The organism is Sphingobacterium sp. UBA6317 (assembly GCF_002440385.1).
Classification (GTDB): Bacteria; Bacteroidota; Bacteroidia; order Sphingobacteriales; family Sphingobacteriaceae; genus Sphingobacterium; species Sphingobacterium multivorum.
In genome coordinates, this window is sequence record NZ_DJTD01000060.1 from 69527 (window position 1) to 90664 (window position 21138).

A 21138-nucleotide genomic window follows, 5' to 3' on the forward strand; every position below is an offset into this window, starting at 1 on the left:
TAGTTCAGAAATCTTCTAATTATACTTGTGACAATTAAATTTACATCGATGAAAAATACACTTTTAATTGACAGTGCCTATATCAATGGGAAATTTATCAAGTCAAAACACACCTTTGATGTGGTAAATCCTGCAACAGGGAAAGTTATTGCTTCGTTGCCAGATCTAAAAGTAGCTGACTGTACTAAAGCCATAATTGATGCTGACAAGGCGTGGAAAAGCTGGAAAAACACAACTGTACTGGAACGATGCAACACCGTCCGAAAGTGGTACGATCTTATTCAGCAATATAAAGACGATCTAGCGGAAATCATGACCTTAGAAAGTGGCAAACCCCTTAGCGAATCGAGGGTAGAGGTTGACTACGGTAGTTCCTTCGTAGAATGGTTTTCAGAAGAAGGAAAAAGGGCCTATGGTGAGACGATACCTTCTCAAAAAAAAGGAACTAGAATGCTTACAATTAGGCAAGGGGTCGGAGTTGTTGCTGCAATTACACCCTGGAATTTCCCCTTAGCGATGATCACCCGAAAGGTTGCTCCAGCTTTGGTATCTGGTTGTACCATTGTGCTAAAACCGGCATCTCAAACACCATTTTCTGCTATAGCTTTGGCTAAACTGGCTGAAGATGCTGGGATTCCAAAAGGCGTTTTTAATGTGATTACTGGAAAAGATAGTGCTGGTATCGGCAAAGAACTCGCTACGAACAACCTCATACGAAAACTATCTTTCACAGGCTCAACCGAAGTCGGAAAAACACTCATAGAACAATCAGCCTCTAACATTAAAAAAGTGTCTATGGAGCTTGGTGGTAATGCTCCTTTTTTGGTTTTTAACGATGCGGATATTGATGCTGCAGTCGAAGGAGCTATTGCCGGAAAATTTAGAAACTCAGGGCAAACTTGCGTTTCCATCAATAGGTTTCTAATCCAAGAAGAAGTCTATGATGAGTTTTCGATGAAACTTAGCCATGCTGTCAGTAAATTGAAAGTTGGCAATGGACTTGACAAAGGCGTCCAGGTAGGTCCATTAATCAATACAAAAGGGCTAGAAAAAGTGCAGCATCATGTGCAAGACGCGTTAAATCATGGTGCCGAATTGGCTACAGGAGGAAAGGTCATCAAAGACCTATTTTTCCAACCAACTGTCCTGACCAACGTCCCGAAAGAAGCACTTATATTCCGCGAGGAGACTTTTGGTCCTATTTGCGCTCTTTTCAGTTTCAAAACAGAAGATGATGGAATAGCAATGGCCAACGCTACTGAATTTGGCCTAGCCTCCTATTTCTATAGTACAAATATAAATCGCTGTTTTCGTGTTGCTGAACAGCTAGAAGCTGGCATGGTAGGTATTAACACAGGTCTTATTTCAAATGCAGCAGCTCCTTTTGGTGGAGTAAAACAATCTGGTGTAGGTCGTGAAGGTTCTAAACACGGTTTGGATGAATATATGGAATTAAAATATATCTGCTTCGGCGGTGAATAAAAAAGGAGCAAAATGCTCCTTTTATTTTTTTAAAAAATCCACTAGCTTCTCCCGGGTTGAACTGAACGATAAGGCATCCCCTACTCTCTCATAATTCTGTTTATCCACACAGGTCGGATAAGCATATTTGGCAAAAGCCAGTTTATTATCATCTCGTATAAAAAGTTCCATTAAATCAACAATTTCAGTAACACTTAGGCGCATACTTTTTAATTCCTGAGCAGCTACAGCAAGCCTATCCTGATCGTTTTCCTTCTGATTCAATAGATCGTTCAATCGATTAGAATTCGTCTTATTCATTACTCCGTTATCAGACTGATCATTATCTTCATTTTCAGCATATCCTCTTTGATTCGCTACACCGTCGCGATAAACCTTATCGTCTCCTGATTGCCTATATCGATCATTATTCCATCCTTTGTTATATCCTTCACGATTATTGTCTGGCAAATCGTCACGATCTTCTGATTGTCTGTATCGATCATTACCTTGTTCATTGCGATATCCGTCCCGGTTAGTATAAGGTAAATCCTCACGATAATTACCGTTGTTATACCGATCAACAGGATTCATGGACTCCAAGATAATCCCCCTATTTCCACGTCTGCTACTGACAGAAAATACAACATTCATATATTGTCCATTTCTATTGACAAGTTGCACGCCGCTACCGTTCAACGTTCGTTGCTGCCTATCAGCAAACACAATACGCAGATCATAACGACGACTCGTCAAATTGGGGACCCTGATATCCGTGGAAGCTCTATTGTTATACAAAACGTTGTTGATATAAAGAAAAAATGGAACATCAGTAGAATAGATATTTAATGCTCCTCCAAAAGGTCTGTATCGCTGCGCGAACCCAGCCGTTGCGACAATAAGCAACGAGACCGTCACCAAAATTTTCCTGTACATAATCCGATTCAATTTATAATCTTTCGACTACACAGCATAAAAAAGGATTAAGAAACCAGACGAATTTAACATTTTGTTATGCTTTCTTGTTCCGGTACTTCTTATAAAGTTTTACGGCCATCATTAAAGCGATGGATAAAATTAAGAGCCCCAAAACACCAAATATCCAATTCAGGGCTGACTTTAAGACAACAGTAAAAACAATCGCAAATAATAAAACTGTCGCGACCTCATTAAACAAACGGAGTTTTGTTGAGGTTAATTTGGATTCTTGACGGCTTAATTTGAACATAATCTTCTGGCAGGTAAAATGATAAATTATCATTCCCAGAACGAATGTCAGTTTTACATGCATCCACCCCATGGATAATAAGCCAGGAGAATACCATAACATAACTAGTGCAGAAAAGACTGTGATGTACATCGCAGGAGTAGTAATTACCCACCACAGTAATTTTTCCATCTTACTGAATTCTTTATGCAAAACATCAAATGCTTCCTGACTCTTGTCCTTAGCTTCTGTATGATATATAAAGAGTCGAGGCATATAGAACAGACCTGACATCCAACAAATCACAAAGATAATATGAACTGCTTTTGCATATAAATAGACCATAGGTACAAAAATAAGAAAAGTTAAGAGCAATCAATACGTCCAAACATCAATTGCACAAATCTTACATCCATTATACAAAAGAACACTATCAAAAACACGAGATTGTAGCATGTAACAACAAAAACGACCTGCCAGAGGCAAGTCGCTTTTGTTGTTGAAGTGGATAGCAAACTAATAGCTAAATTCCTTTACAACCTCAATGGCATATTTTACATTATCAAAAGGAATATCCGGCATAATACCATGACCCAAATTGAAAATAAAACCATTTTCACCTCTCATGCGCTCAAATAGTTCGATAATCTTCTTTTTGATAACAGGTTTATCTGCATACAAAACAAATGGATCCAAATTCCCTTGAACAGCAATACCCTGCGGCAGAGATTGTTTAATATTTTTTAAATCTGCATTCCAATCGATAGAAACAACATCAGGTTGCGCTTCGACCATCATTGGTGCAAAAACAGAAGATCCTTTGCAAAAGGAAATGACTGGAATATCCTTACGGTTCAACTTCGCAATAATCTGCTTATTATAATAATGCGAAAAATCACGATAATCATTCCAAGATAAGGCCAAGGCCCAGCTATCAAATAATTGAATTGCATTTACTCCGGCTGCAATCTGCATGTTAAGATATTCAACCGTTACATCTGCAATCTTTTGAAGGATCAGATGTGCTAACTCAGGCTGATTGTTCAACATCAACTTCGTTAACTTAAAATCTTTTGAAGATCCACCTTCAACCAAATAACTTAAAATTGTAAATGGTGCGCCCGCAAAACCAATCAAAGGGATGCGGCTGTCAAGACGTTGTTGAATGACCTTGATTGCATCAGCAACATACTGCAATTTATCCAAACAGTTGGTAGACAAAGCTTCAGCATCCTTTACAGAGCGAACAGGATTAGAAAAACGAGGACCGACACCTTGCTCAAAGGACAGATCCCCTCCCATAGCTTCAGCTGTAACTAAAATATCAGAAAATAAAATAGCGGCATCAATGCCTAGCAAATCTACTGGGAGCATAGTGACATCCGCAGCAATTTCTGGTGTTTTGCACATCTCCAAAAAGGAATATTTATTCTTGATATCCCAATATTCCTTCATAAAGCGTCCAGCTTGACGCATCATCCACACAGGAGGTCTTTCCGTTTGCTGCGAGAACGCAGCTCTAATCAATAAGTCGTTTTGTAAAGTAGTACTCACTATAAATGTTTTGAAATTTCGTTTTCTATTTTTGTAATAATGCTGTTCTGCCTAGCCGTCAGATGTAGCTTATTGGCAACATCTGTATAAGCTCTAGCTCTTTCATAATCCAACTTTCGCAGCGCTATATTTGCTAGATTAATCATAACCATACCCTTTTCATTATCTTTTTTCCAAGGCAGACGCGAAGCTAGCTGAAAATGATATTCAGCCTCATCGATGCGTTCCTCTTTAAGCGCAATGTTTCCCATCATAAATTCATAGAAATTGCGCCTGCCTTTACGAAGTGCATCCGGATTCTTTATCTCAGCAAGTAAGTTTTTTGCCTTTTCATAATCTTGTCTATGAAAAGCCTGCGTTGCCAAAAAAACGGACCCTTCTCTAAAATGACTCCAAATCAAGTAGCCTATTCCACCCGCTATCAGCACAGCAGTTTGATAATGCCCCTGGTATAAGCCATAGCCTAAAAATAATGCAGCAATAAAAATAACGGCTATTCTAGCCTTGATTGTCATCATCTCTTTCTACCTATGCGTTATTGTCGGTAAACTTATAACCAACACCTCTGATAGAATGGAAATAAATCGGATGCTTTTGATCTGGTTCGAAATATTTTCGGAAGGTTAAGATAAAATTGTCGATGGTACGCGTAGATGGATAAACATCGTAATTCCATACGGTCTCCAATATTTGTTCCCGTGATACTGCCTCATTACGTCGTTCAATCAACAGTTTCAACAGCATAGTCTCCTTCTTTGTCAAAGAAGTGATCGTGCCATCCGCATGATGTAGCTCATACGAATTAAAATAGATCGTTTTATCACCGATTTGATAAGAATTTAGTTCTTTCAAATCATCCGGTTTCATGCCACGACGCACCAAATTTCCAACGCGAAGGATCAATTCTTCTAAGTTGAAAGGTTTTACCAAATAATCATCCGCCCCTTTCTTAAGACCCGTAATTCGATCCTCACTGCTATTTTTCGCAGTTAAAAACATGATAGGAACTTCAGTGTTTTGCAGTCGAATAGTTTCAGCTACTTGGAATCCATCTATTTCGGGAATCATCACATCCAAAACCACCAAGTTGAAACGTTCCTCCTTGAAGACTTTTAGTGCTTTTTTTCCATCGGTAGCCGTAGTAACACGGTAACCTTCCATTTCGAGATTCAACTTGATAGCTTCTAACAAGTGTTCTTCATCTTCGACAAGTAATATTCTTTGTTTACTTTGCATTTCTTTCAAATGTTACTTCAAAAATACTCCCTTTAGGAGTGTTATCTTTAACTTTTATGGTCGCGTCGTGCTTCTGCAATACGGTTTTCACGATATATAACCCCAAACCTGTACCTTTGGTTTTTCGTGTTGCCTCACTTCCCACGCGATAAAACTTATTAAAGATAAGTTTTTTCTCTTCATCACTGATACCGATACCATGGTCAGCAACAGAAAAAATTATTTTATTATTCTCCGTATATAATTTCACATCCACCATAGCACATGCCGGTGAATACTTAATGGCATTTTCTATCAGATTAGTAACCACATTACTAATCGCAAACTTATCAGCATGAATAATGATATCCGACTCCAAATAAGGTTTCAAGACTTGCGAACTACAGGAATTCTTTTGAAGTCTATCCACAACCTGTTCTACCAAAGCAGTAAAATTAAAATCCTCTTTCGGCATACTATAGTTACGGCTGTCCAACTTGGTTGTCATCAATACATTTTCAACCAGATCATCCAAACGCTCGATATCCTTCAGCGAATTTCTCAAGAACGTTTGTTGTTGCTCCTTGTCAAGATCACGTCTCAAAATCGTTTGAATATACAATTTGACAGAAGCCAACGGCGATTTAAGTTCATGTGTGATAGCCAAAAGAAAGTTCTGCTGTTGCTGCAACAGTTTCTGCTCCCTTTCAACCAGTCGCTTCAATCGCCATGCACCCCACAAGAAAATAATCAAGAAGAATATTCCCTCCCCTATGATCATGTTCTTTTTACTCGGATCAAAACGAATAAACATCACCCCCCACCATATCAGTTGCATAACCGCATAGAACAATAGAAAATAAAAGAGTAACAGCGCTTTCTTCATGTGACAAAAATAGGTATTCACCTATGTATTCGGAAATATCCGGAGGATTATGACACAAAGAAGAAAATTAACCGATTCGCAATAAGACTAAAATCACCAAACAGACTCATATAAACCATCGGAGACCCGATAGCGCTAAAAGTGACCTTTAATTTCATCACTAGCTAACCCAACTGACTTGGAATTTAAAATTAATTTGTTTTAATTTTGTATATGTTTAATCACGAGAAAAAAGACATTTTCTTCGACCTGGATCATACCATATGGGATTTTGATAAAAATGCCGAAGAAAGTCTGCACGAGTTATATTTTAAATACAAGTTTGATCACTTGTTCAATCAAGAGTCATCCACTCGTTTTATAGAAACTTATACGGTTAACAATCATCGCCTTTGGGGGCTCTATCATCACGGAAAGATATCAAAACCAGAACTCAGGAAAGCACGCTTTGCCGACACCTTTACTGAGCTCGGTGTCGATCCGGAGTTGTTTCCTGAAGAATTCGAACTGGAATACCTCGCTATCTGTCCCAAAAAAACAAATCTGTTTCCACATGCACATGAAACCTTGGCTTATTTGGGTGACAGATACAATCTTCACCTGATATCGAATGGTTTTAAAGAGGCCTGTGAGACCAAACTGGAAAAAAGCAACCTCAGCAAATATTTCAAACATATTTTTATTTCGGAAGTCATCGGCGTGAATAAACCGGACCCCCGAATATTTGAGTTCGCTATGACGACTGCTCAAGCTCGGGCGCAGCAATCACTGATGATTGGAGATAACCTGGATGCCGACATCCGTGGAGCCGTAAATGTAGGCATAGATGCCATTTTCTTTAACCCAAATGTTATTGAAAAACCGGACGATGTATCACATATGATTATCGACTTAAAAGAGTTACAATCGATACTATAGCAAATAGAAAAAGCAGCTTAAAGCTGCTTTTTCTATTTTAGAACCTTAACGGTAATATTCTTAAACCAGACATCATTTCCATGATCCTGAAGACCGATAAGCCCTGATTTGCTATCGCCACCAACATGGCTCAACAATTCAAAAGCCAAAGGCCATTTTTCTTCACTGAATTTACTTTTTTGCAATAAATCAATCCACGACTTATCCCATAATGTATATTCAACAACCTTTACACCATTTTGAAAATGCTCGACCTTGCCATTGTTTACTCTGATCTTAACCTTATTCCACTCGCCATACGGTTTACCATTCTGCGGCTTGGCAGGAATCATATCGTACAATGAAGTCGATTTACGGTTTCCATCTACCCCCATTTTAGCATCAGGATGGTTTTCATTGTCCAGGACCTGGCATTCTGGAGACGAGATATAAATCGGCTGTCCTTCCACTTCCTTCGCTAAAAAGAAGATACCCGAATTTGCTCCTTTAGCAACTTTCCATTCCATCTCCAATTCGAAATTCTTAAAATCATGAGCAAAGACCAAATCTCCGCCTTCTTCTTTACCAACATTAGCTTGGCTATCAAATTTGATCGCCCCCTCATTAATTACCCATCTTTTCGGGACTACGGTCTTATCATATCCTCTCCAGCCTTCCAGCGAAGTACCATCAAAAATAACATAGGCTCCAGCTTTATTCTTTTTAAATTTCTTGATATCTACACGAGGTAAATCTAAGATTTTGTAAGCAGGAACCTCTTTTTTTGCTTGCGCTACGGCAGTATTAAGATGTGCTGAAAAAGCAATCACCGATACCGCAAGAACTGTTTTTAATAACTTCATTCTTTTTAGTTTTAGGTTTGTTTTAAAATTAAATTTAAGCATTTGAGTGTATAAAGAGGAATATTTTTTAATATTCCTCTCCACCGCCCATTTCATTTGTATTTGACTCTTTCTTCTTTGATTTGTTTAAATCTTGGCTACCAAACCGATAGGAAAGTGATAAAGTTACCATCCGCTTCATCCAACGGTGCTCAAAATTGGATATAAGTTGAGAGGTTTCTGTCACACCATTCATTTTCCGCGAATTAAATACATCTCTAACATTCAACATAATTGAAGCTTTCTTCTTAAACACATCTTTTTTCAAGGCCAGATCCATACCTTTCATTGCATTCATCTGTCCCTGAGCCATTACACGGGAAGAATTATACTCGCCGCGCACTTGTGCAGAAAATGTTGGCGTAAAACGATAATTAGCGGTCAGATTAGCATTATAAGCGAAATCCTTTCGTTCTTTAATATCATAGTCCGAGTTTGCATTATACTGAATGTGGATCAAATTGAGATTAAATGTAAAGTCAAAATCCTTCGTTGCGTTGATCTTTGAAATAAACTCAAAACCCGAAAGATTACGACTGGTCATATTCTCCCATCTACTGTATGTTCTTCCATCCTCTATCTTGTAAACAAATGGCTGAATAACCTCACTTGCGTGATTGAAATAAGCCGAAGATATGAGGTTTACTTTACCAAAGGTTTTGGCAAAGCTCATTTCCAAACTGTGCACATCTTCCGGTTTCAGATTCGGATTTCCCTGACGATAATTCAAATCATCGGATACGTTTAAAAATGGGTTAACTTGCCAACCACGAGCCCGTTGAACACGGCGCGAGTAGCTAAATTGAACTTTATCCCCATTTTCACCAACATCGTAGGTTAAAAACAGTGTTGGATATAACCTAAAAAATTTCTGTTTAGCATTGGATTCCGTTTCCACAGCAGCTGGATCCTTGGAGAAATAGGTAGACTTCAGCTCAAATTGTTCTCCACGTAGTCCGATTTGATAGCCAATTTTATCCGTTAATTTATTTTGATAATTCGCATAGATCGCATGGACTGTACTCGTGAAATCAAAATCGTTGCTGATTCTATAATCTGGCACATAGTTACCTATAGAATCGAGTGATCTGGAAAACTGGGTATCAAATGACTTTCTGATTTGAGAACGGTAACCCGCCTCAAATTTGCTTACTTCAGAGAAAGGTAAAACATAATCTAATTGAAGGTTGATATTCTTGCCATCCTCAGACGTAACATTCTTCCGTGAAGTGGCCTTCCGTCCATCGGTATAATTTTGAGAAAAATCATTTGTACCATCTTCCTTGTCTCTTCCATAACTTGCATTCCCCGTCAACTCCTCTCCTTCTCGCTTAAATTGATGTTTAAAATCAGCATTTAATTCATAACCCAGATCGTCCTCAAATTGCGTTGAATTTCGAACACTCGTTCCTGTCATCTGCGATTGCTTGAAGAACTCATAATTCAAGTCCTCTATTCGCTTGTTATCACGTATACTTAAATTACCCGAAAAACTCAATGAAGTTCGATCTGACATATTATAATCAAACCCAGCTTTTACCGTATGGCTATTGCCCTTTCTTGACGATTCGGATTCGCTATAATTACGCGTGCTATCACCAAAAAACGTGTTGTCCGTTTTCCCACTTCCCAACATGTTTCGTTTATTGAAGTTATAGGATCCGAAGTAATTGAATTTCCGATCACGATAATTCAATGTTATACCAGCCATATAATTATCATAAGAACCAGCGGATGTATTTATCGATCCGTTCAGCCCTGTTCGAATATTTTTCTTTAAAACAATATTGATAATCCCAGTTTGGCCCTCTGCATCATATTTAGAGGATGGATTTGTGATGACTTCAACTTTTTCAATTGAATTGGCAGGTAGACTCTGAAGCAAAGAAGTTACATCATTTCCTGCCAAAGCAGACTCCCGGCCGTCGATTAAAATCTTCACACTACTTGATCCACGCAAACTGACCGATCCATCCTGATCAACTTGCAAAGTGGGAACATTAGCAAGCACATCAGTCGCTGTTCCACCCGCGCTGACCAAACTCTCACCTACATTGAAGATTTTACGGTCTATACCAATCTGCATGGCTGGAGCTCGTCCTTCAATAACAACTTCATTCAACATATTACCCGTAGGTTTCAAAGCAATTCGACCTAAGTCCTTACTTTTACCCCCTAAGACCGCTATACTATCTATAGTTTGTGTCTCGTAGCCAACATAAGTGATACGGACAATATATTTACCAGGTTTAATATCAGACAACAAAAGGAATCCTTGGGATACAGACTGTCCCCCCTTAACAAGAACGTTACTATGGGCGTCCAAGAGCGCGACACTAGCCGATGAAATAGGTTTAGAGGTTTCGCTATCAACTAAAATAGCTTTGATTTGACCTGTTTGAGCAAAAAGGACAACAGGTAAAAAGAATACAAATAAGAAAGATTTAAACGATTTAGCGTAAAAAAACATGCTTCAGCTTAGTTTATAAGTTATAGTGCAAAGAAAACTAAAACTTATAGACAAAATTGAAGCGTAACCATATTATTACGGTAACAAAAGAATAGTAAATTACTCCACAGAAACAGTCAATCCCTCGGCTTTCAGAATTTTACGATAGATTTCCATCTCCGTATAGGTGCCTTCCAATACAGCACATTTCCCCTCAGTGTGTACTTTCCAGGCAATCTTCTCAGCTTGCTTCTCGGTATATTGTAAATGATAGATGAGACAATGAATCACATGTTCAAACGTATTGGTTTCATCATTCCACAAAATGAGTCGATTAGACTCTTTCACAGAGGCTAATATCTCTTCTAACGTAAAGGTTTCTTCAGCAGTTTGGGTACCCATGCTGCAAAAATAGAATATTTTTTTCTAAATTAACGATAATATAAAAGGGAAGAATACAATCAATTAGAGGAATTTATTATGTTACAGTCAAAAATTGCAGGAATTGGCTATTACGTTCCAAAAAATGTATATACCAATAATGACCTAACACGCTTTATGGATACCAGTGACGAATGGATTCAAGAACGAACTGGCATTAAAGAACGTAGATATGCAGACCGAATAGGCGAAACCACCACCACTATGGGGGTCGAAGCCGCTAAAATTGCCATCGAACGAGCCCATATTACACCTGAAGATGTCGACTTCATCATCTTTGCCACCTTATCGCCAGATTATTATTTCCCGGGCTGCGCCGTTCTACTGCAACGGGAAATGAAGATGAAGGAGGTCGGGGCGCTGGATATTAGAAACCAATGTTCAGGTTTTATATATGCACTTTCTATTGCCGATCAATTTGTCAAAACAGGGATGTACAAAAATGTGCTAGTGGTTGGTTCGGAGAAACACTCTTTTGCACTTGACTTTTCTACGAGAGGACGAGCCGTTTCTGTTATTTTCGGCGATGGTGCCGGAGCAGTGGTTGTGCAACCCACAGCCGAAAACGGCAAAGGAATCCTGAGCACGCACTTACATTCAGACGGAGACGATGCCGAAAAGCTAGCTATGTATTATCCCGGTGCATCCAGTGGAATTTGGCTGGATAAAATGCCCGATTGGCCGGACCAAGAATTGGGGGGATTATTGATGACCAAGGAGATGCTCGAAGATGGGACTGCGTTTCCAAATATGGATGGACAGGCCGTCTTCAAAAAAGCTGTTGTCAAATTCCCTGAGGTTATTCATGAAGCGCTAGCAAAAAATAATTTAAAAACTAATGATATCGATTTATTAATTCCACATCAGGCCAATCTTCGCATTTCGCAATTTGTACAGAAAACACTTGGATTAAGGGAGGATCAGGTATTCAACAATATTCAGAAATATGGTAATACCACTGCAGCCTCTGTACCGATAGCACTATGCGAGGCTTGGGAAGAAGGAAAGATTAAAGACGGTGATCTCGTATGTTTGGCAGCTTTTGGAGCAGGATTTACGTGGGGTTCAGCCTTAATTCGATGGTAAAAAATAGCATATATAAAAAAGGTGATAATCTTTCGATTATCACCTTTTTTATACATTTCCGAATAAAAGATTATCCGTTTGATAATGCTGCTGCACCAGATACGATCTCCGTCAATTCTGTTGTAATTGCAGCTTGACGTGCCTGGTTGTAAGATAGCTTCAGTGATTTGATTAAGTCGCCGGCATTCTCTGTAGCTTTATCCATTGCCGTCATACGTGCTCCATGCTCAGAAGCATTCGAGTCTAAAACAGCTTTATATAATTGAATCTTGATTGCTTTAGGAATCAATTCCTCGATAATCTTCTCTTTGGAAGGCTCGATGATATAATCCACCTCAGCTTCTATTTTTGCTTTATGCGTATGTTGTTTGTTTTCCTCCGCAGGTAATAATGGTAAAATCTGTTCTGCAGTCAACTCTTGAACTGCAGCATTTTTGAACTGATTATAAACCACTTCAACACGATCAAAATTACCTTCTTTGAATTGCTCCATGATAAATTCAGTCACCACAGATACAGAACCAAAATTTAAATCAGAAAACAAATCAGAGTGATTAGCTACCACATTGAAGTTACGTTTCGAGTAGAAGTCATAACCCTTTTTACCAATACCAATGATACTCAAATTGCCCTTAGCATGTTGCTCAGCATATTTGTTAAAGATCAAGTTATTAGTCGTTTTGATAACATTTGCGTTGAATGCTCCAGCCAAACCTCTATTAGAAGAAACAACAACGATTAATACCTTATTTGGCTCGCGATCCACTGTAAAAGGAGAGTTACTTCCCTCAACACTCGCAGAAACATCCGCCAAAATATCTCTTAGTTTATTCGCATATGGGCGCAATTGTAAGATAGCGTTAGTAGCGCGCTTCAATTTAGCAGCCGAAACCATTTTCATAGCTTTCGTGATCTGCTGTGTTGATGATACCGAGGTAATCCGGTTTCTTACTTCTTTTAAATTTGCCATATTTGTTTTAAGTATTAAGTACCTAGTATTGAGTATTGAGCCTAGTCAATAGACTCAATACCAAATACTCATTACTATTAATATTTTGATGCTAAATCCTTAGCTACTGTTTCTAACACTGCAGTTAATTCATCGGAGAACTTATTAGCTTTGAAAGCTGACAATACTTCTGGATGACGTTGTTCCAATTGAGTCAAGAATTCTTCTTCAAATTCTCTCACTTTATTTACAGGAACATTACGCAATAAACCTTTAGTTCCGATATAAATAATCGCAACTTGTTTCTCTACAGAAACTGGAGAATATTGACCTTGTTTCAAGATCTCAACGTTACGAACACCTTTATCTAAGACAGATTTAGTAGCAGCATCTAGATCAGAACCGAATTTCGCAAAAGCTTCCAATTCACGGTACTGAGCTTGATCTAACTTTAATGTACCAGAGACCTTTTTCATCGGTTTGATCTGCGCATTACCACCTACACGAGATACAGAGATACCTACGTTGATCGCTGGACGAATACCTGCGTTAAACAAGTTAGACTCCAAGAAAATCTGACCGTCTGTAATTGAAATTACGTTGGTTGGGATATATGCAGAAACGTCACCAGCTTGGGTTTCAATGATCGGAAGGGCAGTTAATGAGCCACCGCCTTTGACCAAGTGTTTGATCGATTCAGGTAGATCATTCATGTTGCGCGCGATATCATCTGAAGAGTTGATTTTCGCTGCACGCTCCAACAAACGACTGTGTAGATAAAATACGTCACCTGGGTATGCTTCGCGGCCCGGTGGACGACGTAACAATAAAGAAACCTCACGGTAAGCTACAGCTTGCTTAGACAAATCATCATAAACGATCAATGCTGGACGACCTGTATCACGGAAAAACTCACCGATAGCAGCACCTGACATTGGTGCATAAAACTGAAGTGGAGCTGGATCAGCAGCAGATGCAGCCACAACTACTGTATAAGCCATAGCACCTCTTTCCTCCAATGTACGCACGATATTCGCAACTGTAGAATTCTTTTGACCTACGGCAACGTAGATACAAAATACAGGTTCTCCTGCATCATAGAATTCTTTTTGGTTCAAGATTGTATCGATACAAACAGCTGTTTTACCTGTTTGACGGTCACCAATAACCAACTCACGTTGACCACGACCTACTGGAATCATCGCATCAATCGCTTTAATACCTGTTTGTAATGGTTCAGTTACCGGTTGACGGTAGATAACACCCGGAGCCTTACGCTCGATAGGCATTTCATACAAATCACCTTGAATAGGTCCTTTACCATCGATTGGTTGACCTAAAGTATTTACAACACGTCCCAACAAGCCTTCACCAACTTTGATGGATGCAATACGGTTGGTACGTTTAATAGTATCTCCTTCTTTGATCTCATCCGAAGGACCTAAAAGTACAACACCAACGTTGTCTTCTTCTAAGTTTAATACAATACCTTGTAATCCGTTATCAAATTCAACCAACTCACCGGACTGAACTTTAGTTAAGCCGTAAATACGAGCAATACCGTCACCTACAGCAAGTACGGTACCCACTTCCTCTAGTTCGGCTTCTGATTTAAAGCCCGACAATTGCTCTCTTAGAATTGCCGAAACTTCATCTGGTCTTACCTCTATCATTTTAATTATTATAAGGGGTTTTTTGATTTATTTTACTTCAAGTATCAGAACAAATTAATTATTCTGATTCAAATATCTTTCCAATTTATTCAACTTACCAGCAATACTTGCATCAATTTGGCGATCGCCGATATTGACTACAAATCCACCGATCAAACTATGATCAACTTTATTGATCAATATCACTTGAGCGTTGGTTTCCTTCGCAAGTACATCTTTCATCGCTGCCAAATTAGCTTCAGAAAGCGGCGCTGCAGATGTAACTGTAGCTTTCACAATTCCTTTTACCTCGTTATACTCACGAATAAATTCTTGAGCAGTGGCATACACAATCTCGCCACGACCTTTGTTGATCATGATCTTAAAGAATGCCAAGATATTGGGATTGATCTTATCTTTAAATAGCGCATCCAATATGTTTTTCTTCTTGTCCAAAGGAACAATAGGATTGGCAAAAACAGCTTGCAATTCTGTACTGGATTTTAAAACAGCAATGAATGAATCCATATCCGCCTTGACTGTCTCCAGTGAGCCTTGCTCGCTAGCCAAGTCAATTAATGACTTAGCGTATCTTGATGCTACTTTAAATACTGACATAATTCTATTTCGTAATTTGAGTGACCGGATTAGTTCAATTTAACGTCATTAAGCAAATCTGCTACTAGAGCTTCTTGCTTTCCTTGGTCCTCAAATTCTTTGTTTAACACTTTACGAGCAATATCCAAAGACAAAGAAGAAACCTGAGACTTAACCTCAGCCAAAGCTTTGTTCTTTTGTTCGTTGATCTCGATTTTTGCTTGTGCAATCAATTTTGCACCTTCAGCCTGTGCTTGCGTTTTTGCCTCAGCTACAATCTTATCTTTAAGTTCTTTTGCTTCCTTAAGGATAACATCGCGTTCTGCGCGAGCTTCTTTTAGTAATTGTTCGTTCTCATTTGTTAAACGAGCCATTTCTAATTTCGCTTTTTCAGCAGCCTCTAAAGCACCTGCAATACCTTTTTCACGTTCGTCTAGGGCATCAACAATTGGTTTCCAAGCGAATTTACCTAATAAAAAGATAATAACCACAAGGACGATGACCATCCAAAAAAACAAACCGTACGAAAACGAATGTATTAATTTATCCATTGTTATACTATATAATGATAATTCTTATTTTTTAAGATTCAGGAATAATATAACCTGCAACCAACCGTTGCAGGTTATATTATAAAACCGTTGTGACTATTTACCTAATAATAAAGCACCGAATGCTAAACCTTCAAGTAAGGCACCAATGATAATCATTGCAGTTTGGATTTTAGATGCTGCTTCTGGTTGACGAGCGATAGCTTCCATTGCAGAACCACCAATTTTACCTAAACCTAAACCTGCACCGATAACGATTAAACCGGCTCCAATTAAATTGTACATAATGTATGATTTGAATAATTAAAAAATTTACTAATTAATGATCGTGATGTTCTTCAACAGCCATACCGATAAATAAGGATGACAACATCGTAAAAATAAATGCTTGTAAGAATGCTACCAATAATTCGATAACCATCAAGAAGATTGTCAAGAACATGGAAACACCGATACTACCCACTACAGTCAATTGGTGTTGCAATAAATAAACAATTGCAATCAGTCCCATTACGACAGTGTGACCAGCTGTAATATTTGCAAACAAACGTACCATCAACGAAAATGGTTTTGTAAACAATCCCAATACTTCAATTGGTGCTAAAACAAATTTAAATGGAACCGGAACACCTGGCATCCAAAAAATATGCTTCCAGTAGTTTGCGTTTGCTTTGATATTGACAATTAAGAATGTAAAAAGAGCCAAACATAAAGTGACTGTGATGTTTCCTGTAACGTTAAACCCTAGTGGTGTCAAACCAACCAAATTCAAAATCCAGATCAAAAAGAATACAGACAATAAATAAGGCATGAATTCCTTGTAACGATGACCAATGTTTGGAATAGCCATCTCATCACGTACATAGATAACCAAAGGCTCCAATACACGTCCAACACCTTTTGGCAAATTGTTAGCACCTTTTTTATACGTTTTAGCCAAACTAATAAATGCCCAAAACATTAAAAATGCAGCCAAAAACAAACCGACAACACTTTTAGTGATCGAGAAATCTAAAGGCATCGCTACAGATGGATGAAAATCAACAGCATCATGAATCTCATGAGAACCAATCACATAAGAAGTTTCAAATTCCTTTTTCTCTTCTTTTCCATCTTCATTTATAGTCATAACATAACTACCATCAGCATTTTTACGATACTCATGACCAGCCAAATTACCGGCAGCATCAGTCTTATAAATTTTTCCGTGGTACAATGCATAATACTGACCGTCAACCTCAGCAACTTTATTACCGTGATCGAATGCCGAAGCCATAAAAACTTTCAAGCCATTATCGATCAAAATAACGGGCAATGAAAAACCATAATGTTTACCTGTCTCTTCATCCGAAAAGAAGCTAAAATAATAATCATCTTGTAAGTGATGCTCAATATGGCTATTGATTTCCTCAGCCTGCGATTTTTCTCCGTGTGCATTCTCATTCGCCTTTGTTAAAAATGGCGCAACTGCAAACAGAATAACTGCTAAAAATTGAAGTGTTCTTTTAAGACTCACGATACTACTATTATGTTATTTAAAATTTTTTGCGAAAATACTATATATAAAGCACAAAAGCTACTTTAATATTACATTTTTTTGAAAAAACTATCGTTTTTCTCCCTTAGGATTTGTTTAAAGCCTTGTAAGCAAATATAACATCGTAAAAAAGGAATAAAACGACAACGATCAAATAGTTATATTTTAAAATATCAGCCTGCGGTTTTGCCAACCCATTATGGATGTATACATAATTTAGGACAAACTTTAAAGTCAATAATCCCAAGAAAACAAAACCAATATACTGCGGAAATTTCTGCGAACAGTAACTTATCCCCACCATGATGATCACGGATAATATCAGTTGAAAAATATAAATTTCATACAATGGAAAATGTAGATCTTCCAAGGAATGAATACCATCAAAAGATTTTAATAAAAAGAAATGAACGGCAAAAATCAAAACCGCAACAAAAAATAAAATAAGGGTCTGCTTTATATATACTATCATCTATCGTTTAATCGATTCACTTGTCTAATGACTTGATATAGAGAAATTCCAATCCCGCCAAGGGTACAGATCTTCATCCATAGTTGGTTCTCCGCATGAAACTTACCGTCCAGCCAATCCCCTAATAAATAAAATACATAAATGGTAAAAACCATCTGGGTTGAAATAGTCGTCAGCACAAGCCACTTGTTAGGATCTTTCTTGTCTTCCATAAGCAATCTTAAGGTTATCAATGGGCTTTCAACAAACTATATCACACAATTTGTTACAAATATACGCTATAAATTTTTATTGCCTACAATCCCAAAACTTTTTGTCCAATTTTAATATCCGGATAATCAATATCCACGCCCAAAAGCATCTTAAGTTCCGAAGAGGATTTATCCGGATTTGCACGAATAACACCAAGAATACGATCCAACTTCTCCTGCTCGATCAACTCTGTTGCTTCCACTTCCGTACCAACAAAATTAATTAAATGTCCATATATCGTACCTGCGACCATCCCGCGCTTAACCGCTATATCAGCAATGCTCATACCATCTTTAAACATTTCTAAGGAAATCTCCTTTGTATCCAACTTCTTCGGCCCTTCTTCATCTGCACTTTGCGCAGCCAATTCATCTTTTTCTTTGGTCTTCACACTAGCAGCAACATCGAGCATCGCTGTTTGAAAATCTTCCCGTTTTGAAAGCGTATCAGCAATAAGTAGACAATGTTGCAACTGCTCGCGTTTTCGCTTGTAATCAAGCAATAATGCTTTTAACTCATCAATATATTTCATCGTACGTTTTCGTATCTGGTACTCCTCAATATGTTTGGTTAAAGCCTCAATCAGATCTACATCCATTTTCGGTAAAAACCAATTGACCGCAGCAGTAGAACGTTCACAGATGACGTCATAATCGATTGCGTTTTTATCCCGCAACAAATCATACAGTACAACAATAAATTTATGTGCAACTTTCTCTTGGTTCTGAAGGTGCTTGACCAATTGTTGGAAAAATAATACGGCTTGTTCCTTTCCATCAATATTACGCTCTTCAAGTGATTTCAGCAGCTCCGAAGTCTCGGCCAATAGTCCGTCCCAACGGAAACCGTGCATTAAAATCTGGCCAAGATAATTCCGTTGGCATTGCTCCAAAATCTCATTGACGTCAGCCTGCCCCTGAGCACGCTGTGCAAATTCGACCACTTGGTAATCGGTACGGATGGCATAAGAAGGGATAATGGATTTTAATACAAGTCCATCTAAACTCGTTAAACGGCTCAATGCAACGTACACCTGTCCCGCGGCAAACGAGGTCCCTGCGTCAATGATCGCTTTTTGAAAAGTTAAACCCTGACTTTTATGAATAGTGATAGCCCAAGCCAATCGAAGTGGAAATTGCGAAAATGTACCCAATATCTCCTCTTTAATCTGATCTTGCCCCTTATCGTAATTATACCGAATATTCTCCCAGGTCTCCCTTTTTACCGTTACAGATTCCGACCCATCAGGAAATGTAACCGTTACCGTGCCCTGCACCGTATCGATGTCCTTTACCGTACCGATCTTTCCATTGTAATATTTACGTTCATCACCGGAATCGTTTCGAATAAACATCACCTGAGCCCCTATCTTTAAGGACAACGTTTCTTCAGCAGGATAGGAGCCCTGCGCAAAATCGTCCTTTACAACTGCTTTAAGATTTAACATTTTACCCGATAATGATGCCAGCTTGGCTCCATTTATTTCATCCGCATTTCGATTATGGGAGGTCAATGTAATATACTGTTCCTCTTCATTTGGAACAAAGTCCTGTTGATAATAACCATTTAAGGTCGTGAGCATGTCACTTGTACACTGATTGTTTCGTATGGCATTCAAAATTGAAATAAAACCTTCATCTTGTTGACGATAGATTTTATTGAGCTCTAACATCACCAGCGGATTATCCCTCAAAATTTTAGCATTAAAGAAGAAAACAGAAGAATAATGATCCCGCAAAACATTCCATTCGGCATCTTTCACAACTGGCGGCAACTGGTACAAATCTCCGATAAACAGCACCTGTAATCCACCAAAAGGCCGCATATCGCGACGAACAGATTGCAGAATTACATTAATCGCATCTAATGTATCTGCACGGACCATCGAAACCTCATCAATCACCAAAAGCTCTAGCTCCTGCAAGATGGCCCGACGCTGCTTGGTCAATTTAATCGTGCTGAATAAACGTGATTTATTGTAGATATGACTATCCTGTTCGTCCCAACGTAACTCATAATCTTCAATAAAAGTCCCAAAAGGAAGCCAAAATAAAGAATGTAAAGTTGTTCCGCCCGCATTCATCGCCGCAACACCTGTAGGTGCAGTAATAGCCATCTTTTTGTAGCTATGCTCACGGATATACTTCAAGAAAGTCGTTTTTCCGGTACCCGCCTTTCCTGTAATAAATACATTCTGGTTCGTTTGGTTAACAAAAGCAACAGCCTGCATAAATGCAGTATTTTCCCGATCGACTTGAAAGTTTGACATATCCTGAAATTAGATTGATCACAAAATTAGCAATTTCATTTTTAACTTCACGCGATATAGTATAGCTTAGGGTATCTAACGCAGCTCCATTATAAAGGATTTAGATTAAGCTAAAACGGTTAACTTAAAATATTAAATGGATTTTTTTTATATTTAGCAACTGAATTAACGAATAACAAATTTTTAGAATTTTTAATATGGCTATAGATAAAATCGCATTGTTTGAAAAAGTACAGGAAATGCTGACATCCAAAGGTTTTCGTATTGATAAATCAGATGCTGCACGCCCTTGGGGAGGATTTTTCGTAATCGACGAATCCCAAGCGCAAGAATTTGCCGATGAGTACTTCGGCGGAATGGATGTACAAGAATTAAGAATCTCAGGAAAATTAAGTCCAAAAATTTTAATTGTTGCACCAGAAAAAAGACTTTCATGGCAATATCACCACCGTCGTGCCGAAATATGGCGTGTTATCCAAGGTAACGTAGGTGTTATGGTTTCTGACACCGATGAAGAATCGGTTGTTTCAACCTTGAAAGAAGGCGAAACAATTAGATTACGCCAAGGACAGCGTCACCGTTTAATTGGATTGGATGGCTTCGGTATTCTAGCCGAGATCTGGCAACACACCGATGCCAACAACCCTTCTGATGAAGACGATATTGTTCGCGTACAAGATGATTTTGGCAGATAGTAGTCCCACAGGACCATGACCACCAAAACAAAGATTCCCAATCAACAATTGGGAATCTTTGTTTTT

General features: G+C 38.4%; 22 protein-coding genes. 4 read left to right on the forward strand and 18 right to left on the reverse strand.

The genetic code is table 11. The features are described from left to right. Positions 1 to 48: 48 nt before the first annotated feature. Positions 49 to 1482 (forward strand): NAD-dependent succinate-semialdehyde dehydrogenase, encoded by a 1434-nt coding sequence (locus B3E92_RS19965; protein ID WP_286753103.1) that lies wholly within the window; start codon positions 49 to 51, stop codon positions 1480 to 1482. 21 nt (positions 1483 to 1503) lie between these two features. Here B3E92_RS19965 and B3E92_RS19970 read toward each other — a convergent pair whose 3' ends face one another. The 6 genes from B3E92_RS19970 to B3E92_RS19995 all read right to left on the reverse strand — a co-directional run bounded on the left by B3E92_RS19970 (position 1504) and on the right by B3E92_RS19995 (position 6323). Beyond that, the gene (locus B3E92_RS19970) at positions 1504 to 2397 is read right to left on the reverse strand and encodes a DUF4476 domain-containing protein (RefSeq protein WP_286898049.1); all 894 of its coding nucleotides are present in this window, start codon (positions 2395 to 2397) and stop codon (positions 1504 to 1506) included. 76 nt (positions 2398 to 2473) lie between these two features. Then, the gene (locus tag B3E92_RS19975; RefSeq protein WP_070563133.1) at positions 2474 to 3013 is read right to left on the reverse strand and encodes a CopD family protein; all 540 of its coding nucleotides are present in this window, start codon (positions 3011 to 3013) and stop codon (positions 2474 to 2476) included. Between the two features lie 171 nt (positions 3014 to 3184). Then, positions 3185 to 4222 (reverse strand): uroporphyrinogen decarboxylase, encoded by a 1038-nt coding sequence (hemE, locus tag B3E92_RS19980; protein ID WP_070563136.1) that lies wholly within the window; start codon positions 4220 to 4222, stop codon positions 3185 to 3187. After that, positions 4222 to 4740 (reverse strand): hypothetical protein, encoded by a 519-nt coding sequence (locus tag B3E92_RS19985; protein WP_286898051.1) that lies wholly within the window; start codon positions 4738 to 4740, stop codon positions 4222 to 4224. Before B3E92_RS19985 ends, hemE begins: the two co-directional genes overlap by 1 nt. Positions 4741 to 4750: 10 nt before the next feature. Then, on the reverse strand, positions 4751 to 5458 hold the full coding sequence (locus tag B3E92_RS19990) for a response regulator transcription factor (RefSeq protein ID WP_070563139.1): 708 nt from the start codon (positions 5456 to 5458) through the stop codon (positions 4751 to 4753). Continuing rightward, positions 5448 to 6323, reverse strand: coding sequence for a sensor histidine kinase (locus tag B3E92_RS19995; protein WP_070563141.1), 876 nt, complete (start codon positions 6321 to 6323; stop codon positions 5448 to 5450). Before B3E92_RS19995 ends, B3E92_RS19990 begins: the two co-directional genes overlap by 11 nt. A 213-nt stretch (positions 6324 to 6536) precedes the next feature. Between B3E92_RS19995 and B3E92_RS20000 the strand changes: the two genes are divergently transcribed. Beyond that, the gene (locus B3E92_RS20000; RefSeq protein WP_286898052.1) at positions 6537 to 7241 is read left to right on the forward strand and encodes a YjjG family noncanonical pyrimidine nucleotidase; all 705 of its coding nucleotides are present in this window, start codon (positions 6537 to 6539) and stop codon (positions 7239 to 7241) included. Between the two features lie 32 nt (positions 7242 to 7273). Here the strand turns inward: B3E92_RS20000 and B3E92_RS20005 are convergent, their stop codons facing one another. The 3 genes from B3E92_RS20005 to B3E92_RS20015 form a co-directional block, all read right to left on the reverse strand. Further along, complete coding sequence (locus B3E92_RS20005; RefSeq protein ID WP_083295832.1) at positions 7274 to 8083, reverse strand: 3-keto-disaccharide hydrolase; 810 nt, start codon at positions 8081 to 8083, stop codon at positions 7274 to 7276. 67 nt (positions 8084 to 8150) lie between these two features. Continuing rightward, entirely contained in the window at positions 8151 to 10592 is a 2442-nt protein-coding gene (locus B3E92_RS20010; RefSeq protein WP_286898053.1) for a TonB-dependent receptor domain-containing protein, read from the reverse strand. A 99-nt stretch (positions 10593 to 10691) separates the two neighbouring features. Continuing rightward, complete coding sequence (locus tag B3E92_RS20015; RefSeq protein ID WP_046671971.1) at positions 10692 to 10973, reverse strand: ATP-dependent Clp protease adaptor ClpS; 282 nt, start codon at positions 10971 to 10973, stop codon at positions 10692 to 10694. Positions 10974 to 11051: 78 nt separating this feature from the next. On the opposite strand from B3E92_RS20015, the gene B3E92_RS20020 reads away from it, so the two are divergent. Further along, on the forward strand, positions 11052 to 12098 hold the full coding sequence (locus B3E92_RS20020; protein WP_070563148.1) for a 3-oxoacyl-ACP synthase III family protein: 1047 nt from the start codon (positions 11052 to 11054) through the stop codon (positions 12096 to 12098). A 70-nt stretch (positions 12099 to 12168) separates the two neighbouring features. On the opposite strand, the gene atpG is transcribed toward B3E92_RS20020, so the two are convergent. From atpG to B3E92_RS20060, 9 genes are all read right to left on the reverse strand, one after another. Then, complete coding sequence (atpG, locus tag B3E92_RS20025; RefSeq protein WP_070563149.1) at positions 12169 to 13068, reverse strand: ATP synthase F1 subunit gamma; 900 nt, start codon at positions 13066 to 13068, stop codon at positions 12169 to 12171. Between the two features lie 77 nt (positions 13069 to 13145). Then, positions 13146 to 14720, reverse strand: coding sequence for a F0F1 ATP synthase subunit alpha (gene atpA / locus B3E92_RS20030; protein ID WP_070563151.1), 1575 nt, complete (start codon positions 14718 to 14720; stop codon positions 13146 to 13148). Positions 14721 to 14774: 54 nt separating this feature from the next. Further along, positions 14775 to 15317, reverse strand: a complete 543-nt coding sequence (gene atpH / locus B3E92_RS20035) for an ATP synthase F1 subunit delta (RefSeq protein ID WP_201640117.1) — start codon at positions 15315 to 15317, stop codon at positions 14775 to 14777. Positions 15318 to 15346: 29 nt separating this feature from the next. After that, a complete protein-coding gene (locus B3E92_RS20040) occupies positions 15347 to 15847 on the reverse strand; it encodes a F0F1 ATP synthase subunit B (RefSeq protein WP_112375495.1) in 501 nt (166 codons plus the stop codon). Positions 15848 to 15943: 96 nt separating this feature from the next. Next, a complete protein-coding gene (gene atpE / locus B3E92_RS20045) occupies positions 15944 to 16132 on the reverse strand; it encodes an ATP synthase F0 subunit C (protein WP_021188666.1) in 189 nt (62 codons plus the stop codon). Positions 16133 to 16166: 34 nt separating this feature from the next. Beyond that, a complete protein-coding gene (gene atpB, locus B3E92_RS20050) occupies positions 16167 to 17363 on the reverse strand; it encodes a F0F1 ATP synthase subunit A (protein ID WP_070563159.1) in 1197 nt (398 codons plus the stop codon). 106 nt (positions 17364 to 17469) lie between these two features. Continuing rightward, positions 17470 to 17856, reverse strand: coding sequence for a hypothetical protein (locus B3E92_RS20055; RefSeq protein WP_286898056.1), 387 nt, complete (start codon positions 17854 to 17856; stop codon positions 17470 to 17472). After that, entirely contained in the window at positions 17853 to 18068 is a 216-nt protein-coding gene (locus B3E92_RS24400; RefSeq protein ID WP_070563162.1) for an AtpZ/AtpI family protein, read from the reverse strand. Before B3E92_RS24400 ends, B3E92_RS20055 begins: the two co-directional genes overlap by 4 nt. An 83-nt stretch (positions 18069 to 18151) precedes the next feature. Next, positions 18152 to 20377 (reverse strand): helix-turn-helix domain-containing protein, encoded by a 2226-nt coding sequence (locus B3E92_RS20060; RefSeq protein ID WP_286898058.1) that lies wholly within the window; start codon positions 20375 to 20377, stop codon positions 18152 to 18154. Positions 20378 to 20574: 197 nt separating this feature from the next. On the opposite strand from B3E92_RS20060, the gene B3E92_RS20065 reads away from it, so the two are divergent. Next, entirely contained in the window at positions 20575 to 21072 is a 498-nt protein-coding gene (locus B3E92_RS20065; RefSeq protein ID WP_046671961.1) for a cupin domain-containing protein, read from the forward strand. The last annotated feature ends 66 nt before the right edge of the window (positions 21073 to 21138 follow it).

Bases quoted from the DNA above. Each gene is read 5' to 3' on its own strand.
- B3E92_RS19965 (WP_286753103.1), top strand. From the start codon at position 49: ATGAAAAATACACTTTTAATTGACAGTGCCTATATCAATGGGAAATTT.
- B3E92_RS19970 (WP_286898049.1), bottom strand. From the start codon at position 2,397: ATGTACAGGAAAATTTTGGTGACGGTCTCGTTGCTTATTGTCGCAACG.
- B3E92_RS19975 (WP_070563133.1), bottom strand. From the start codon at position 3,013: ATGGTCTATTTATATGCAAAAGCAGTTCATATTATCTTTGTGATTTGT.
- B3E92_RS19985 (WP_286898051.1), bottom strand. From the start codon at position 4,740: ATGATGACAATCAAGGCTAGAATAGCCGTTATTTTTATTGCTGCATTA.
- B3E92_RS19990 (WP_070563139.1), bottom strand. From the start codon at position 5,458: ATGCAAAGTAAACAAAGAATATTACTTGTCGAAGATGAAGAACACTTG.
- B3E92_RS19995 (WP_070563141.1), bottom strand. From the start codon at position 6,323: ATGAAGAAAGCGCTGTTACTCTTTTATTTTCTATTGTTCTATGCGGTT.
- B3E92_RS20000 (WP_286898052.1), top strand. From the start codon at position 6,537: ATGTTTAATCACGAGAAAAAAGACATTTTCTTCGACCTGGATCATACC.
- B3E92_RS20005 (WP_083295832.1), bottom strand. From the start codon at position 8,083: ATGAAGTTATTAAAAACAGTTCTTGCGGTATCGGTGATTGCTTTTTCA.
- B3E92_RS20010 (WP_286898053.1), bottom strand. From the start codon at position 10,592: ATGTTTTTTTACGCTAAATCGTTTAAATCTTTCTTATTTGTATTCTTT.
- B3E92_RS20015 (WP_046671971.1), bottom strand. From the start codon at position 10,973: ATGGGTACCCAAACTGCTGAAGAAACCTTTACGTTAGAAGAGATATTA.
- B3E92_RS20020 (WP_070563148.1), top strand. From the start codon at position 11,052: ATGTTACAGTCAAAAATTGCAGGAATTGGCTATTACGTTCCAAAAAAT.
- atpG (WP_070563149.1), bottom strand. From the start codon at position 13,068: ATGGCAAATTTAAAAGAAGTAAGAAACCGGATTACCTCGGTATCATCA.
- atpA (WP_070563151.1), bottom strand. From the start codon at position 14,720: ATGATAGAGGTAAGACCAGATGAAGTTTCGGCAATTCTAAGAGAGCAA.
- atpH (WP_201640117.1), bottom strand. From the start codon at position 15,317: ATGTCAGTATTTAAAGTAGCATCAAGATACGCTAAGTCATTAATTGAC.
- B3E92_RS20040 (WP_112375495.1), bottom strand. From the start codon at position 15,847: ATGGATAAATTAATACATTCGTTTTCGTACGGTTTGTTTTTTTGGATG.
- atpE (WP_021188666.1), bottom strand. From the start codon at position 16,132: ATGTACAATTTAATTGGAGCCGGTTTAATCGTTATCGGTGCAGGTTTA.
- B3E92_RS20055 (WP_286898056.1), bottom strand. From the start codon at position 17,856: ATGATAGTATATATAAAGCAGACCCTTATTTTATTTTTTGTTGCGGTT.
- B3E92_RS24400 (WP_070563162.1), bottom strand. From the start codon at position 18,068: ATGGAAGACAAGAAAGATCCTAACAAGTGGCTTGTGCTGACGACTATT.
- B3E92_RS20060 (WP_286898058.1), bottom strand. From the start codon at position 20,377: ATGTCAAACTTTCAAGTCGATCGGGAAAATACTGCATTTATGCAGGCT.
- B3E92_RS20065 (WP_046671961.1), top strand. From the start codon at position 20,575: ATGGCTATAGATAAAATCGCATTGTTTGAAAAAGTACAGGAAATGCTG.